General features: G+C 65.1%; 11 protein-coding genes. 2 read left to right on the top strand and 9 right to left on the bottom strand.

The features are described from left to right. Window positions 1–9: 9 nt before the first annotated feature. A complete protein-coding gene (madL, locus tag APH30_RS10955) occupies window positions 10–432 on the top strand; it encodes a malonate transporter subunit MadL (RefSeq protein WP_009686721.1) in 423 nt (140 codons plus the stop codon). Between the two features lie 2 nt (window positions 433–434). Next, window positions 435–1,199 (top strand): malonate transporter subunit MadM, encoded by a 765-nt coding sequence (gene madM, locus APH30_RS10950; protein WP_009686722.1) that lies wholly within the window; start codon window positions 435–437, stop codon window positions 1,197–1,199. Window positions 1,200–1,228: 29 nt separating this feature from the next. On the opposite strand, the gene APH30_RS10945 is transcribed toward madM, so the two are convergent. From APH30_RS10945 to APH30_RS10905, 9 genes are all read right to left on the bottom strand, one after another. After that, window positions 1,229–2,524 carry an MFS transporter gene (locus APH30_RS10945; RefSeq protein WP_054912540.1) on the bottom strand — a complete coding sequence of 432 codons (1,296 nt, stop codon included), beginning with the start codon at window positions 2,522–2,524 and terminating at the stop codon, window positions 1,229–1,231. A gap of 326 nt (window positions 2,525–2,850) precedes the next feature. Continuing rightward, on the bottom strand, window positions 2,851–3,984 hold the full coding sequence (locus APH30_RS10940; RefSeq protein ID WP_054912539.1) for an HlyD family secretion protein: 1,134 nt from the start codon (window positions 3,982–3,984) through the stop codon (window positions 2,851–2,853). After that, window positions 3,981–5,630, bottom strand: coding sequence for an MFS transporter (locus APH30_RS10935; protein ID WP_054912538.1), 1,650 nt, complete (start codon window positions 5,628–5,630; stop codon window positions 3,981–3,983). The genes APH30_RS10940 and APH30_RS10935 overlap by 4 nt, the downstream gene beginning before the upstream one ends. 213 nt (window positions 5,631–5,843) lie before the next feature. Further along, entirely contained in the window at window positions 5,844–8,246 is a 2,403-nt protein-coding gene (locus tag APH30_RS10930) for a TonB-dependent receptor (protein ID WP_054912537.1), read from the bottom strand. A gap of 112 nt (window positions 8,247–8,358) precedes the next feature. After that, a complete protein-coding gene (locus APH30_RS10925; protein ID WP_054912536.1) occupies window positions 8,359–9,324 on the bottom strand; it encodes a FecR domain-containing protein in 966 nt (321 codons plus the stop codon). After that, entirely contained in the window at window positions 9,321–9,830 is a 510-nt protein-coding gene (locus APH30_RS10920; protein ID WP_009686728.1) for a sigma-70 family RNA polymerase sigma factor, read from the bottom strand. The genes APH30_RS10925 and APH30_RS10920 overlap by 4 nt, the downstream gene beginning before the upstream one ends. 100 nt (window positions 9,831–9,930) lie before the next feature. Further along, complete coding sequence (locus tag APH30_RS10915) at window positions 9,931–12,447, bottom strand: excinuclease ABC subunit UvrA (protein ID WP_054912535.1); 2,517 nt, start codon at window positions 12,445–12,447, stop codon at window positions 9,931–9,933. Window positions 12,448–12,504: 57 nt separating this feature from the next. Then, window positions 12,505–13,602, bottom strand: coding sequence for a type VI secretion system protein TssA (gene tssA / locus APH30_RS10910; protein ID WP_054912534.1), 1,098 nt, complete (start codon window positions 13,600–13,602; stop codon window positions 12,505–12,507). A gap of 94 nt (window positions 13,603–13,696) precedes the next feature. Further along, window positions 13,697–14,215, bottom strand: coding sequence for a type VI secretion system tube protein Hcp (locus APH30_RS10905; RefSeq protein ID WP_029887856.1), 519 nt, complete (start codon window positions 14,213–14,215; stop codon window positions 13,697–13,699). Window positions 14,216–14,331 lie beyond the last annotated feature (116 nt).

Here is a 14,331-nt window from a genome sequence, read left to right as displayed (position 1 = left end):
ACAACAACAATGATCATCTATGGTGTGGCACTGCTGGCGGTCTGTACGCTGGCTGGGGTTATCGTCGGCGACTTCCTGGGCGTACTGCTGGGCGTCAAATCCAATGTAGGCGGGGTCGGCATCGCCATGATCCTGCTGATCTGCGCACGCCTTTACATGCACCGTCACGGTGGCATGAGCAAGGAGTGCGAGTTCGGTGTGGGCTTCTGGGGGGCCATGTACATTCCGGTCGTGGTGGCCATGGCGGCGCAACAGAACGTGGTCACTGCCCTGCACGGCGGGCCGGTGGCGCTGCTGGCTGCGATAGGTGCGGTGCTGGTGTGCGGTGCGACCATTGCACTGATCAGCCGCAGCCACCGCGGCGAACCGCTCCCCGCGGTCGAGGCGCCACCCCAGGCCAATGGGCATGCTGCCCCTGCAGGAGGGCGCTGAACATGTGGCCGATCATTGATAATGCCCTGGAACATAACGGCCTGATCACTGCCTTCGCGGTGGTGGGCGGCATCATGTGGCTGTCGGTGTTGTTGTCCAGGTACCTGACCTTCGGCCGCGTGCACGGCTCGGCCATCGCCATTGTCATCGGGCTGGTGTTGGCCTGGGTGGGCGGTACCCTCACAGGCGGCCAGAAAGGCCTGGCCGACATGGCGCTGTTTTCCGGCATCGGCCTGATGGGCGGGGCCATGCTACGCGACTTCGCCATCGTTGCCACGGCGTTCGAGGTGCAGGCCACCGAGGCTCGCCGTGCCGGGATGATCGGCGCGGTGGCGCTGCTGCTCGGCACGGTCTTGCCATTCATTGTCGGGGCGGGCGTGGCGTACGCCTTTGGTTACCGCGACGCGGTGAGCATGACCACCATTGGTGCCGGCGCCGTGACGTACATCGTCGGCCCGGTGACCGGCGCGGCGCTGGGTGCCAGTTCGGACGTGATGGCCCTGTCGATCGCCACCGGTTTGATCAAGGCGATTCTGGTGATGGTATTCACCCCGGTATCGGCCCGTTTGCTGGCGCTGGACAACCCACGCTCGGCAATGGTGTTCGGCGGTTTGGCGGGGACTGTGTCGGGTGTGACCGCCGGGTTGGCCGCGACGGACCGGCGGCTGGTGCCTTACGGGGCACTGACCGCCACGTTCCATACCGGCTTGGGGTGCCTGATGGGGCCGTCGATCCTGTACTTCTGTGTGCGAGGGTTGGTGGGGTAGACAACCGGGCTGCATGGCAGCCCGTTGGCTCAGTGGGCCTGGCTCTGGGCAGGCGGTGCAGGGTCGGCGGGCTCCAGCGGCGGATGCTCTTGCGCGGCATGCATCAGGTCTTCGGTTACCCGCAGTTCGGCACCGGTGGGCGAGAACGTGGTCGAGGCGGCGAAGGGCGCCGGGTGTTCTGCCGCCGGGCGCTTGCCACGGCGCCACATGAAGAAGCACAGCATGGCCAGGTTGACCACGGCAAACGCCCAGAACAGTCCGGCCTCGCCAAACTCGGTCATCATCGGCGAAATGGCCACCGGTGCCATGGCCGAGCCCAGTGAGTTGATCAGCAGCAAGCCCTGGATCATCGGCACCAGCGCATCGGACGGTGCGCGGTCGGCGGCATGGCTGACCGCGACCGGGTACAGGGTGAACACGCCACCGCCCAACAGGAACAGCATGGCCGGCAGCAGGAACGAGTCCGAGGGCAGGAACACCGTGACCAGTGACAGCACAACGCACAAGGCGGCCAGCGCCAGCAGTACGTCCAGGCGGTCTTTGCGGTCCGACCAGCGCCCGACCGGGTACTGCAACAGCATGGCGCCAAGGATGACCCAGGCCATCATGTTGCCGACTTCGCCCACCTCCAGGCCGATGCGTTGCAGGTACAGCGGCAGCAGGGCATAGATGCCGGCGATGGCGACGCCCGAGCCGAAGCAACCCACCAGGCCCGAGGGGGCCACGCCCAGCAACTGCCGGGGCTTGAGGGGTTCGACCTGCTCCAGCAAGGGCGATACCCGCGGCAGGATCACGATGGGCAGCACCGACAGCGCGGCGAGCACGCCGGCCAGCATGAACGGCGCGGTATCGCCCAACTGGGTGATCTCCCCCAGGCCGGCCTGGGCGATGACCCCGGCGCCATAGAAGGCGATCATGTACAGCGCCAGCAGGCGGCCGCGGATTTTCGCGTCGCCGGCCAGCAGCAGCCAGCTTTCGATCACCAGAAACACGCCCACGGCGGCCCAGCCGTTGATCAGGCGCAGCACCGACCACCAGGTCACGTCGTAGAACAAGCCCTGCAGCAAGATGGTCACGGCAATCAGCGAGGCGAAGCTGGTATAGGCGCGAATGTGGCCGATGCGCAGGATCAGCCGGTCGTTGAAGATGGCGCCCAGTGTGAGGCCGATGAAGTAGGTCGACGAAACGATGCCAATGGTGGTGGCAGACTCACCGGCAGCGCCCAGGCGCAGGGTGGTGAGGGAAGACATGAAGCCGTTGCCCAGGGCGATGATGAACAGCCCGAGCAGGGGCGCCAGCGCCATGGCCAGCAAACGCGGAGACATAGGTACCTCTGGTTGGATGAGCGGAATGAGCGCCTTTTCGGACGCGCACACCGGCTCGACCCCGCAAGGGGCGAGTAGCTGCACGGATGCGACCTGGGCAAGACTCAACCGCTGGGCCGTAGGGGATGGGGCCGGGCGGGGAGGGTTGAGCCTATTTCACATGGTGAGCATGTGTTCAGGCACGGACTCTGTCATTGCTGCTGGTTGCCACCGTTGACGGCGACGGGCGAAAAGGAAGCGCGATTCTACGGGGTTGCGAGGGTTTGCCCAAGGGGCCTGGCCCTGCGACGAGACGCCGCAGGCAGCCAGGCAACTGCGCCCGGCAGCTAAGGCTGCACCCGGGTATCGATACTGACCACCACCGACATCCCCGGCCGCAACTGCCGAGCGGGTGGCTGGTCGGCATCCACGGTGATCCGTACCGGTATCCGCTGGGCGATCTTGACGAAGTTGCCGGTGGCATTGTCGGCCTGCAGCAAGGCGAACTCCGAACCGGTGGCCGGCGAAATCTGCTGCACGTGCCCGTACAGCTTCAGGTGGTTCAGCGCGTCCACGGTAAAGCTCACGGGTTGGCCGATGCGCACATTGGCCATCTGGGTTTCCTTCATGTTGGCGATGACCCACAGGGTGTCGGGCACCAGCGCCATCAACTGTGCACCTGAATTGACATAAGCACCCAGGCGCGTGCCGATCTGCCCCAGTTGGCCGTCACGCGGGGCGGTAACCCGGGTGTTGTCGAGATCGATGCGCGCCAGCTCCACGGTGGCCCTGGCGTTTTCCACAGCCGCTTCGAGCGCAGCCCGGTTGACCACCACGGTCTCCCGGTCCTGGCGGGCGATTTCCAGCGCGGCCTTGGCCTGGGCCAGGCTGGCGACGGCAGCTGCCTCGTTGGCGCGGGTCACGTCCAGTTCGCTGCGGGAAACCGAGCCGTCGCTGACCAGCGCCTGATTGCGGCGCAGGTCGGCCTTGGCTTTGGCCGCCTGGGCCTGGGCATCGCCAATGGCGGCCTGGCGCTGGGCAATGGTGGCTTCGGCGCTCTTGCGCTGTTGCAGGTTGTTGGCCAGGGCTGCCTGTTGCTGCTGCAACTGGGCGAGGGCCTGGGCCAGGCGCTGCTTGTAGATACGGTCGTCCAGTTGCACCAGCAGGTCGCCGGCCTTGACGAACTGGAAGTCGTGCACGGGCACGTCGACGATGTAACCACTGAGCTGGGGGCCTATCAGGGTGACCTGCCCGCGCACCAGGGCGTTTTCGGTGCTTTCGATGGCACTGCTGAAGGGCGGCAGGCGCCAGGCATACAGCACCAGCAGAACACCTGCCAGGGCCACGGCGGCAAAGCAGATCGAGGACAGCAACCGCACCCGCCGCGTGCGTACCGGGCTACCCGGCTCGCTGGGCGGCGTGGCGCCTTCCGGGGTTTCGGCGATGGCGGTGGTGGTCGTGGTACGGGTGTCGTCGGTCATCGGGTGGGCACGCCGGGGGTGGAGTCGGTGGTGGTGGCCTGGCGTTTCGAGTACCAGAGCCAGGTGCTACGGATGCAGATCCAGATCATGGTCAGTATGGCGATGCTGCCGATCAGTACGAACACATCGTTGTAGGCCATGACATTGGCTTCGCGGCTGGCGGCCGTGGCCAGCAGGCGCATGCCGGCTTCGGTGCGCAGGGCCGGGTCGGCGAGGATGCCACTGTAAGCTGCTGCACCGCTTTGTACGCGGGCGTTGACCAGTGGTTCCAAATAACTCAGGTGGTCCATCAGGTGGCTGGAGTGGAACTTCTCCCGCCAGGTCTGGAAGGTGCCGAGCAGTGCCGCGCCAACCAGGCCGCCAACGTTGTTGCAGATGCCGAACAGCACCGAAAAGCTGACCAGGTTACGGGGGTTGGCGCGCACATGGCTGATACCCAGGGCCATCGACGGCCCCAGGAAGAAGGTACTGCCAAAGGCCAGCAGAAACTGGCTGAAGTACATTTGTGCCGGGCGCGTGAGGTTGCTGGAACCGCTGTCGATGAATGCACCGACGGCCATGGCCAGCAAGGACACGAACAGCGGGATGATCAGGTGGTTGGGATTTATGGTCAGGGCACTGCTGGCCAGGCCCGCCACGGCACCGAGCAGCATGATCCAGTACAGGCTGCGCATCTGCTCGCTGCTCATGTTCAAGGCCTGCAGGAAGCCTACCGCGCCTGTGGATTGCTCCGAGGTGACCATGCGGATCAGCACCACGCACAGGGCCAGACGGATGATGGCGCCACTGCCAAGCCAGCGGGTCATCAGCAACGGGTTGCGGCGGTTGTGTTCGATGGCCAGGCCGCTGAGCATCAGCGCAATCGATGCCGCCAGCGCCACGCCGAGCCACGGGGCCTCCAGCCACCAGTCGATGCGCCCCAGCGACAGCACGGCACAAAGCAGGGCGGTACCGCTGGCCATCAGGGTGAAGGTCAGGAAATCCAGTGGCTCGAAGGTTTTGAAGCGGTCACCGGGCGGCAGCTTGAGCAGCAGGACACAGCCCAGTGCCGCCAGGGCCAGGCCGAGCTCGAACAGGTACAGCCCGCGCCATTCGGCTATCTGCAGCAAGTCTTCGGAAAAGATCCGCGCCAGGGGTAATGCCAGCTGCGAAGCGCCCAGGCCCAGTACCATGGCCTTCAACCGCCATTGGGCGGGGAAGGCCTGGATCATGTAGTACAGCCCCAGTGAGCTGAGCGCCGCCCCCACCATGCCGTGGGCCGCGCGTACGGCGATGGCCGAGTTGAGGTCGTTGACCAGCAGGTGGGCGAAGGTGACCAGGACGTATAGGACCAGGAACACCTCGGTGAAGGCGCGCAAGCCGAATTGTTGGCGGAATTTAACCAACAGCAGGTTCATGGACACGTTGGTCATCACGTAGGCCGCTGGCAGCCACGCCATTTCCGCCGTGGTGGCACCTAGCGCGCCTTGCAGGAACATCAGGTTGGCGGTGACCAGCGCGTTGCCCAAGCCACCGGTAATGGCTACCAGCAGGCCGACCACGCCATACGCCAGGCGTTTGGCTGGCGAATGCAAAGGCGTGGAGGGGGAGCCTGGCAAGGTGGGCTTTTCGTGGGGTAGCCACGCGTGTGGGGCGTATTTGTTCATGGGGAAGACTGTACTTGAGCGGCGCTTGGTGCTGCTAGGTGCAGGCTTTGGTTTTGAGCATATTGTGCGTTGCCGGTAGCACCGTATTCGCGGGTGGCACAGAACCCGACGCGGTGGCTGGCACCGGCTGCGCCGGTGTTCGCGGGCACGCCCGCTCCCACAAGGGAGCGGGTTTACCCGCTAAAGGGCCGGGGCTGCTGGCTGACGGGGGCGTCAGAAGTCTACGCTGGCGGACAAGCGCAGCACCCGTGGTGTGCCTTGGGTCAGGTAGTTGTTGGTGGTCGAGGCCGACGCCCAATAGGCCTTGTTGGCGACGTTCTCCAGGTTGGCCCGCAAGGTCACCCATTGCTCATCCAGCTTGAAACGGTAACGTGCGCCGAGGTCGACCCGGGTCCAGGCCGGGATGTTCAGGCTGTTGCTGGCATTGACGTACTGGCCGCCGGTACGCAACACCCGCGCATTCAATGCCGCGCCGGCGATGCCTGGAACGTCCCAGTCCGCGCCCAGGTTGTACTGGAAGCGCGGCACGCCCGGCGCACGGTTGCCGTCGTTGGCGCCATTGGCAGTGTTCTTGAGCTCGGTGTGCATGAACACTGCACCGGTCAGCAGGCGCAAGCCGTGCACTGGCTCGCCGAACACATTCAATTCCACCCCTTTGTTGACCTGCTCGCCGTCCATGCTGAAGGTGTCGCGCTCGGCACCGGCGCTGCGGAACGTGGTGCTGTTGGGCTGCTCGATGCGGTACAGGCCAAGCGTTGCACCAAAGCTGTCCCAGTCCAGCTTGACCCCGGCCTCGACCTGCTTGCTGCGCCTGGGCGGGAACACTTCATTGGCATTGGTCACGCTCGACGGGGCAGTGGGGCCTTGTGCCAGGCCCTCGATGCGGTTGGCGTAGAACGACACATGCTCCCACGGCTTGAGCACCAGGCCATAGACCGGCGTGGTCACCGACTCGTCATAGTTGGCGTTGCGCTCACCGCTAGCGGTAGACCAGCCGTCGACACCGATCGATTGCCGGCGCACGCCCAGGGTCAGCAGCACACGGTCATCCACAAAGCCAAGGGTGTCGGACATCGCCACGCTCTTGACACGGTTCTTGCCCACGATACGCGGGTCGTGCAGGTCACTGCCCGTATACGTATTGGTCGGGCGCTGCACCTTGACCGGGTGGTACAGGTCGGTGGCATAGCGGTTGGCAGCGGCAACTGCGGCGTAAGCCGAACGTTGTTCGCCCCACATGCCCGAAAGCCCGACGTTGAGCCGATGGCTGACCGGCCCCGTGGCGAACTGGCCATTGATGCCGGCCATGGCGCTCTTGTTGTCCTCATCGTGTGGTGAATAGAGGTAGCCACCCCGCGCAGTGCCGATGGCGTCGCTGACGTACAACGAGGAGTATTCGCCGTTTTCGCGAGTGTGCTTGGCCCCGGCACCGGCATAAAGCACCCAGTTGTCGTTGAGGTCGTATTCGGCGTTGAGCATGCCGTAGGTGTCTTCCAGCTGTGACCAGGTCCACGGTTGGGCGTAATTGTCGCGCGCCGAGGGGGCATGGGGCACTTTGCTGCCGGTTGGGTAGATCACCGCCCGGCCCTGGTTGATGCGTTCTTTCTGGTAACCCAGGTCGGTGGACAGGCGCAGGCGTTCGCCCCGGTAGTCCAGGGCTACAGCTACCAAGGTGGCGTGCTGTGCTTCGTCGTGCACACCCGTTCCGCCGTCATGCTGGGCCAGGTTGATACGGGCGCCGAAGCGGTTGTCTTCACCAAACCGTTGGCCCAGGTCCAGGTGGCCGCCGACATTGGCGCCGGTGGCATAATCGAGGCTGACGTGGCGGGTTGGCGTGTCTGCGGCACGCTTGGGAACCAGGTTGACCGCACCGCCAATACCGCTGCCCTGGGGGGCGACGCCGTTCAGAAAGGCGTTCGGGCCCTTGAACACCTCGACGCGCTCGAGTGCTTCGGTGGTGATGATCTGCCGCGGTAGCACGCCGTACAGGCCGTTGTAGCTGATGTCGTCAGTGCTCAGTGGCAGCCCGCGGATGGTGAACACCTGCGAGAAATTGCCAAAGCCTGCCGACTGGCGCACTGCCGCGTCATTGAGCAACACATCACCCAGGGTACGCGCCTGTTGATCGGCAATGGTCTTGGCGGTGTAGCTGGTGACGCTGAACGGTACATCACTGGTCGGCTGTTCCCCAAGCACACCCAGGCGTGCGCTACGCGCCACCTGGCCGCCTTGCCAGGTATCGCCGCTGGCGGCCAGGTTGCTGTTGATGGTGGTGGCGCCCAGCTCCAGGGCACTGCCCAGGTCCACTGCCGGCGCCAGTGTGTAGCCCCCGCTGCCGGTGCTGATCAGGCTGTAGCCACTGCCGGCCAGCAGGCGAGCAAAACCCTCCGGCACACTGAAACTGCCCTGCAGGCCCTGGCTTTGCTTGCCCTGAAGCAGCGCCGGGTCGAATGACAAGGGCACCCCGGCATTGGCGGCGAAGCGTGCCAGCACATCGGCCAGCGGGCCAGCGGCCAGGTGATAGTCGCGGGTGGTGGCGTCGGCAGCGATCGCCGCCGGTGCCAGGGCGGCCATGGCGATGGCAAGGCTCAGTGCCTTGAAAGGCAAATGGGGCATTGGGCGAGGGTCCTGTAGGTGCAGAAAAGGGAGGTTCTGCACTGATCACCGGACGACGCCGGAAAAGGTATCAAAAAGCCTGTCGTTGATTCCCGTGTGCGCTGAGCCCGGGTCAGCTCACGGGCTCGACCGTCACCCAGTAGCGAGTCAGGCCCTGGACAGTTACCGGCAAGGTGTCGGCCAGCAGCCGCAGGCTGGCATCGGTATCGGTCACCGGAAAGGCGCCAGACACTTTCAGGCCGCGCACTGCCGGGTGGCAGCGCAGCACGCCCGGGCGGTAGCGGCCCAGCTCCTGCAACAGGTCGGCCAGGCGCATGTCGCGCGCCAGCAGCATGCCGTGTTCCCAGGCCAGGTCGCCGTTTTCCAGCGGGGTGGCGGGCAGTACACGGTCGGCATCGAACGCGGAGCGCTCGCCCGCCTTGAGCTGCACGCTGGCGGCGGCGTGCAGCGGGCGGTTGGCGACGGTGCCCTGCAACACCGCTACCCGGGTCAGTGCGCCGTCGATACGTACGCTGAAGCGCGAGCCCAGCGCCCGCGCATGGCCCTGCGGGGTGGTCACCACCAGCGGGCGCGGCGGGGTTGCCGGGTCGTTGGCGCTGGTCACGAGCACTTCACCTGCCAGCAAGGCGATACGGCGTTGCCGGGCATCGAAGCGGATATCGATGGCGGTGTGGGTGTTCAACAGTACGTGGCTGCCGTCGGCCAGTGTCAGTGAGCGTTGTTCGCCAACCGCCGTGCGGGCATCGGCGGCCCATTGCTGCCAGGGTGCCTCGCGCCAGGCCATCCAGGCTGCTGGTGCCGCCAGCAGCCACATCCCCAGACGCTGCAGGGCCTGGCGGCGGCTGACCGCACCCTGGCGGCTGAGCCGGCGCAAGGTTTCCCCGGTAACCGGCGCAGGCAGACGGCGAAACTCACCGAGGATGGCCTCGGCGCGCTGCCAGGCCAGGGCATGCTGGCTACTGCGCTGGCACCAGGCCTGGACGGCGCGATGGTCATCGTCGGTGGCTGCGCCCAACTGCAGCTGCACCAGCCAGTCGGCGGCCTCGCCGAGGATCAGTGGGTCGATAGGTGGCCTCATTCGTCCATGCTCAGGCAGGCGAGGAAGGCGGTGCGCATGTCGCGCTTGATGGTCACCAGCGAAACCTGCAGTTGTTCGGCGATTTGCGCGTAGGTCAGCCCGTCCAGTTGCGACAGCAGGAATACGTGGCGAACCCGCGCCGGCAACTCGCGCAGCATGGCATCGATGCGGTACAGCGTTTCGAGGATCATCCAGCGGGTCTCGGCCGACGGCACTTCTGGTTCGGGCAGATGCGCGATGGCCTGCAGATACGCCCGTTCGACATCCTGGCGACGCCAGCGGTCTATCACCAGGCCCTTGGCAATGTGCGTCAGCAATGCCCGAGGCTCACCGCCGAAATAGCTGTTGCCCTGACGGCTGAGCAGGCGCAGGAAGGTGTCATGGGCCAGATCGGCCGCATCGCAGGCATTACCCAGCCTGCGCCCCAGCCAGCCCTGCAGCCAGCCGTGGTGCTCGGTGTACAGCGTCTGAACCTGCAGGTTGAGGGTGGGGTCGGCGGGCGGCATGGGGCACGGGTTTCCGGGAAGTAGGTGCAATTAGGAATTGATCGCATTCTATGCCCCGGGTTGCAGAACTGGCAATGTACAAAAGTGCGGGTACAGGCCCTTACAATGCCTTGGCCAGAAACGCCGCCGTGCGGCTTTCCTTGCAGTTGGCCACCACTTGCGGCGTTCCGCTGACCACCACCTTGCCCCCGGCAGCCCCGGCACCTGGCCCAATATCGATCACCCAGTCACTCTGCGCCACCACCCGCATGTCATGTTCCACCACCACCACGCTGTGCCCAGCCTCGACCAAGCGGTTCAGTTGCAGCAGCAGCCGGTCGATGTCTTGCGGGTGCAGGCCATTGGTCGGCTCATCCAGCACGTACAGGGTCGCGCCCCGGGCCATGCGTTGCAGTTCGGTCGCCAGCTTGATGCGTTGCGCCTCACCCCCGGACAGCTCGGTGGCCGGCTGGCCCAGGCGCAGGTAACCCAGGCCGATGTCTTGCAGCACCTGCAGGCACCGCCGGGCCGGCGGCTGTTCGGCAAACACCTGCAGGGCCTGGTCGACGGTCAGTTGCAGCACTTGCGCAATGTTCATGCCTTGCCAGCTGACCGCCAGGGTTTCGGGGTTGTAGCGCGCACCGTGGCAGGTCGGGCAGGGTGCGTACACGCTGGGCATGAACAGCAACTCGACGCTGACGAAACCCTCGCCTTCGCAATTGGCGCAGCGGCCCTTGGCCACGTTGAAGGAAAAGCGCCCGGCGTCGAAGCCTTGCGCCTTGGCTTGTTCGGTGGCGGCAAACAGCTTGCGCACATGGTCAAACAACCCGGTGTAGGTCGCCAGGTTGGAGCGCGGCGTGCGCCCGATCGGCTTCTGGTCTACCTGCACCAGGCGCTTGATAGCCTCGAGGCCGGCGCTGACATGGCCGCTGCTGGCCTGTTGCGGTTCGTCTTCCAGGCTCTGCTCTTCAGGCTCGTCGCCTTGCCCGGCATGGCCCAGGTGCGCGCCCACCAGCTCCAGCAGGGCCTGGCTGACCAGGCTCGACTTGCCCGAACCGGAAATACCCGTTACCGCCGTGAAGCAGCCCAGCGCAAATGCCGCGCTGAGGTTGTCGAGGTTGTTGCGGCTGATGCCTTCCAGCTTCAGCCAGCCACGAGGCTGGCGTGGCGCACGCGGGGCCTGGGCCTGGGCGCCGAACAGGTAGGCGCGGGTGCAGGACTGCTCGACCTTGGCCAGCCCCGCCGGGGGCCCGCTGTACAGGATGCTACCCCCGTGCTCGCCGGCGGCGGGGCCTACATCCACCAGCCAGTCGGCCCGGCGCATGGTGTCCAGGTCGTGCTCCACCACATACACCGAGTTGCCCGCCTGCTTCAGCCGTTGCAGTGCCTGGAACAGCGCTTCACTGTCGGCCGGGTGCAGGCCGGCCGAGGGTTCGTCGAGTACGTAGATCACGCCGAAAAGCTGCGAATTCAGCTGGGTGGCCAGGCGCAGGCGTTGCAGTTCGCCAGATGACAAGGTGGGCGTGCTGCGCTCCAGGGCCAGGTAGCCCAGGCCCAGTTCGAGCAGGGTGTCGATGCGCTCCAGCAGCTCATGGGCGATGCGCTGCGCGGCCAGGCGCTTTTCCAGGGTCAGCTGGCTTTGCTGTGGCTCCAGGTAGCCCGCTGCCGCGACCTTGCGCAGCACCTCGGCCAGCGCTTGCAGCGGCAACTGCGACAGCTCGGCGATGTCCAGCCCGGCAAAGGTCACGCCCAGCGCTTCACGCTTCAGGCGTTTGCCGTGGCACAGCGGGCAGGCGCTGGGGCGCATGTACCGGGCGACGCGCTTGCGCATCTGTGCACTTTGCGAATGCATGAAGGTATGCATGACATAGCGCCGGGCACCCGTGAAAGTGCCCTGGTAGCTGGGCTCCAGCTTGCGCTTGAGGGCCTGGCGGGTTTGCGCCGGGGTCAGGCCGGCATAGACCGGTGCGGTGGGCGTTTCTTCAGTGAACAGGATCCAGTCGCGCTGGGCCTGGGGCAGGTCGCGCCAGGGTATGTCCACGTCATACCCCAACGTGACCAGGATGTCGCGCAGGTTCTGCCCTTGCCAGGCCATTGGCCAGGCCGCGATCGCGCGTTCGCGGATGGTCAGTGACGGGTCGGGCACCATGGTCGCCTCGCTCACCTCATAGACGCGCCCCAGGCCGTGGCACTGCGGGCAGGCACCCTGCGGGGTGTTCGGCGAAAAGTCCTCGGCGTACAGCATGGCCTGACCTGCCGGGTACTGCCCCGCGCGTGAATAGAGCATGCGGATGGAGCTGGACAATGTGGTCACGCTGCCTACCGAAGAACGGGCGCTTGGCGTGCCCCGTTGCTGTTGCAAGGCAACTGCCGGGGGCAGGCCTTCGATGGCATCCACATCCGGCACACCCACCTGGTCGATCAGGCGCCGCGCGTAGGGTGCCACCGATTCGAAATAGCGGCGCTGGGCTTCGGCGTACAGGGTGGAGAACGCCAGTGAGGATTTCCCCGAGCCGGACACCCCGGTGAACACCACCAGCGCATCGCGCGGAATATCCACGTCGATGTTTTTCAGGTTGTGCTCGCGGGCACCACGGACACGAACGAAACCGGTGGGGGGAGTGGAACGTGGCGGCATGGCGCTTTCCTTGGCGGTACGGGAAGCTCACGGTAGCAGCATAGTCGCTGACGTGGGTCAGGGTTTCGGTTCGCGGGTGCCAAGTACGTCGCGAATGTTGTCCACCACATTGCTGTCTTTGATCACATCGCTCAGCCAGCCTTCCAGCGGCATGTTGCCCCACTTGATGGCACGTTCTATCAGATACGGCACCGGGCTTTGCGGTTCAGTCTGTTTGAAAAACTGGGCGATGCCGGCCAGCATGCTGAAGGCTTCGTCCCGGGTCAGCGGGGTGGTACGCATGGGCGCAGGCGCAGTGGGCTGGGCGGGAGTGTTCATGGCTTCACCTGCCTGTTCGACGGGGGCGACGTTGGCTTCGGGTTCGTCGACCACGGGGGCTGGCGGCTGCAGCTCGACACCACGGTCTTTCAGCAGTTTTTCAGCCAGCTGGCTGGCCCGGGTCAGCATGTCGGCGAGGCTGGCAAAGCTCGGTGCCTCGTGGCCGAACAGTTGCTCCGCAGTGGCCTGCAGGCGTTTGCAGGCTTGCAGACTGTCGTTGATCTGCAGCGCCTTGTTGCGCAGGTATTCGGTGTCGGACAGCGCCACCGAGCGCTGGAATATCTCGGCGTTGATCTTGCCTTCGTTCAATGCGGTCTGCATGGCCTTGGTGTCGCGCAGGGCCAGGTTTTCCACAAGACGTGATTCGTCGTAACGCAACACGCCAAAATTCTGCCCTTGGGTGATGGGCAAGCCACCGGCGATGTCGGTGAGCGTGCTCTTGAGCCAGGACAACCGGGCCGCCCGCTCGTCAAGGCCCTCTTCGAGGGTTGGGTACAAGTTTTCCCAGAACGCCTGCAGCAACTGTTCAGTCAGTACCAGGCCGAAGGTGATGCCTTCGAAGTGCGCGCGCTGGGCCAGGCCTTCGCTGAGCCAGGCTGCCAGCATCAGGTCCTTGCTGTGTTGGGCGAGGCCCTGGGCAGACAAGTTGATCACCTGCTCCCAGTCGGCGGTTTTCAAATCGGTTTGCCAGTCGCCCTGGGTCAGGTAGTCGGGGTCGGCCCGGCGCGCCTCCTTGATCTGGTCGAACAACGCAGAGAAGCTCAAGTCTTCGCCACTGCCACCTTCGATGGGTGCGACCAGTGCGGCCAGCGAGAGGTCATTGAGAATGTCAGGCATAAAGCACTCAGGTTCTGGCTAGTGAACAGCGTGCCAGGCTGGCTGGCACACTGTGAAGGATGGGCCGCTGAAGCGGCCCTGGGCATGCAGGTAATCAGGCGAAGACTTTGTTCGCGGTGCGGTCCCAGCCACCGACGATGTTGCCGCCGGCCTGGCCGTCGGTACGGTTCTGCTGGGTGTAGGTGGTTTTGATGCGGGCGAAGTTGAAGGTGATTTCTTCGATCGGCAGGTCGCTGACCGCCTTGTCTTCACCGGCCTGGTTGCCACCGGCAACGAACCTGACCGACGACACCACGACTTCTTCCATATCGATGGTCAGGTAGGTGACCTTGTCACCACCGGCGCGGTTGACGTTGAGCTTCAGCTTGGCAATGTGTTTGCCGGTGCAGCAGTGCTCGAACAGTTTGGCCGATGCCTTGTCGACCGATTTGCGGATCTTGAAGTCGCTCAGGGCAACACGCTCGGACGACGCGCCGCCCGAGGAGCTGGCAGTCGCCGAGGTCGCCTGGGTGGCGCCGTACTCGTAGCCCAGCACTTCGATCCAGTCCTTGTGCTTTTCGTCCAGTACTTCGCCTGGGATGCCGTCGATTTGGATATACGCGTCAAATGCCATTGTGAAACTCTCCATTAACAACTGGTAAAGGGTTGCTCATGCGACCCTTGGTTTTTCACCTCGCCGACAGGGCGGCAGAGGTAGCGTGCCGCCACCCAGTGCTCCTCCTGTGAGCC

This window comes from Pseudomonas sp. NBRC 111127 (assembly GCF_001320345.1).
Classification (GTDB): Bacteria; Pseudomonadota; Gammaproteobacteria; order Pseudomonadales; family Pseudomonadaceae; genus Aquipseudomonas; species Aquipseudomonas juntendi.
The sequence above is the reverse complement of the archived record's forward strand: the minus strand, read 5'-3'. Positions and strand labels throughout refer to the sequence as shown.

Bases quoted from the DNA above. Each gene is read 5' to 3' on its own strand.
- APH30_RS10925 (WP_054912536.1), bottom strand. From the start codon at position 9,324: ATGAGGCCACCTATCGACCCACTGATCCTCGGCGAGGCCGCCGACTGG.
- APH30_RS10920 (WP_009686728.1), bottom strand. From the start codon at position 9,830: ATGCCGCCCGCCGACCCCACCCTCAACCTGCAGGTTCAGACGCTGTAC.
- tssA (WP_054912534.1), bottom strand. From the start codon at position 13,602: ATGCCTGACATTCTCAATGACCTCTCGCTGGCCGCACTGGTCGCACCC.
- APH30_RS10915 (WP_054912535.1), bottom strand. From the start codon at position 12,447: ATGCCGCCACGTTCCACTCCCCCCACCGGTTTCGTTCGTGTCCGTGGT.
- APH30_RS10940 (WP_054912539.1), bottom strand. From the start codon at position 3,984: ATGACCGACGACACCCGTACCACGACCACCACCGCCATCGCCGAAACC.
- madM (WP_009686722.1), top strand. From the start codon at position 435: ATGTGGCCGATCATTGATAATGCCCTGGAACATAACGGCCTGATCACT.
- madL (WP_009686721.1), top strand. From the start codon at position 10: ATGATCATCTATGGTGTGGCACTGCTGGCGGTCTGTACGCTGGCTGGG.
- APH30_RS10945 (WP_054912540.1), bottom strand. From the start codon at position 2,524: ATGTCTCCGCGTTTGCTGGCCATGGCGCTGGCGCCCCTGCTCGGGCTG.
- APH30_RS10930 (WP_054912537.1), bottom strand. From the start codon at position 8,246: ATGCCCCATTTGCCTTTCAAGGCACTGAGCCTTGCCATCGCCATGGCC.
- APH30_RS10935 (WP_054912538.1), bottom strand. From the start codon at position 5,630: ATGAACAAATACGCCCCACACGCGTGGCTACCCCACGAAAAGCCCACC.
- APH30_RS10905 (WP_029887856.1), bottom strand. From the start codon at position 14,215: ATGGCATTTGACGCGTATATCCAAATCGACGGCATCCCAGGCGAAGTA.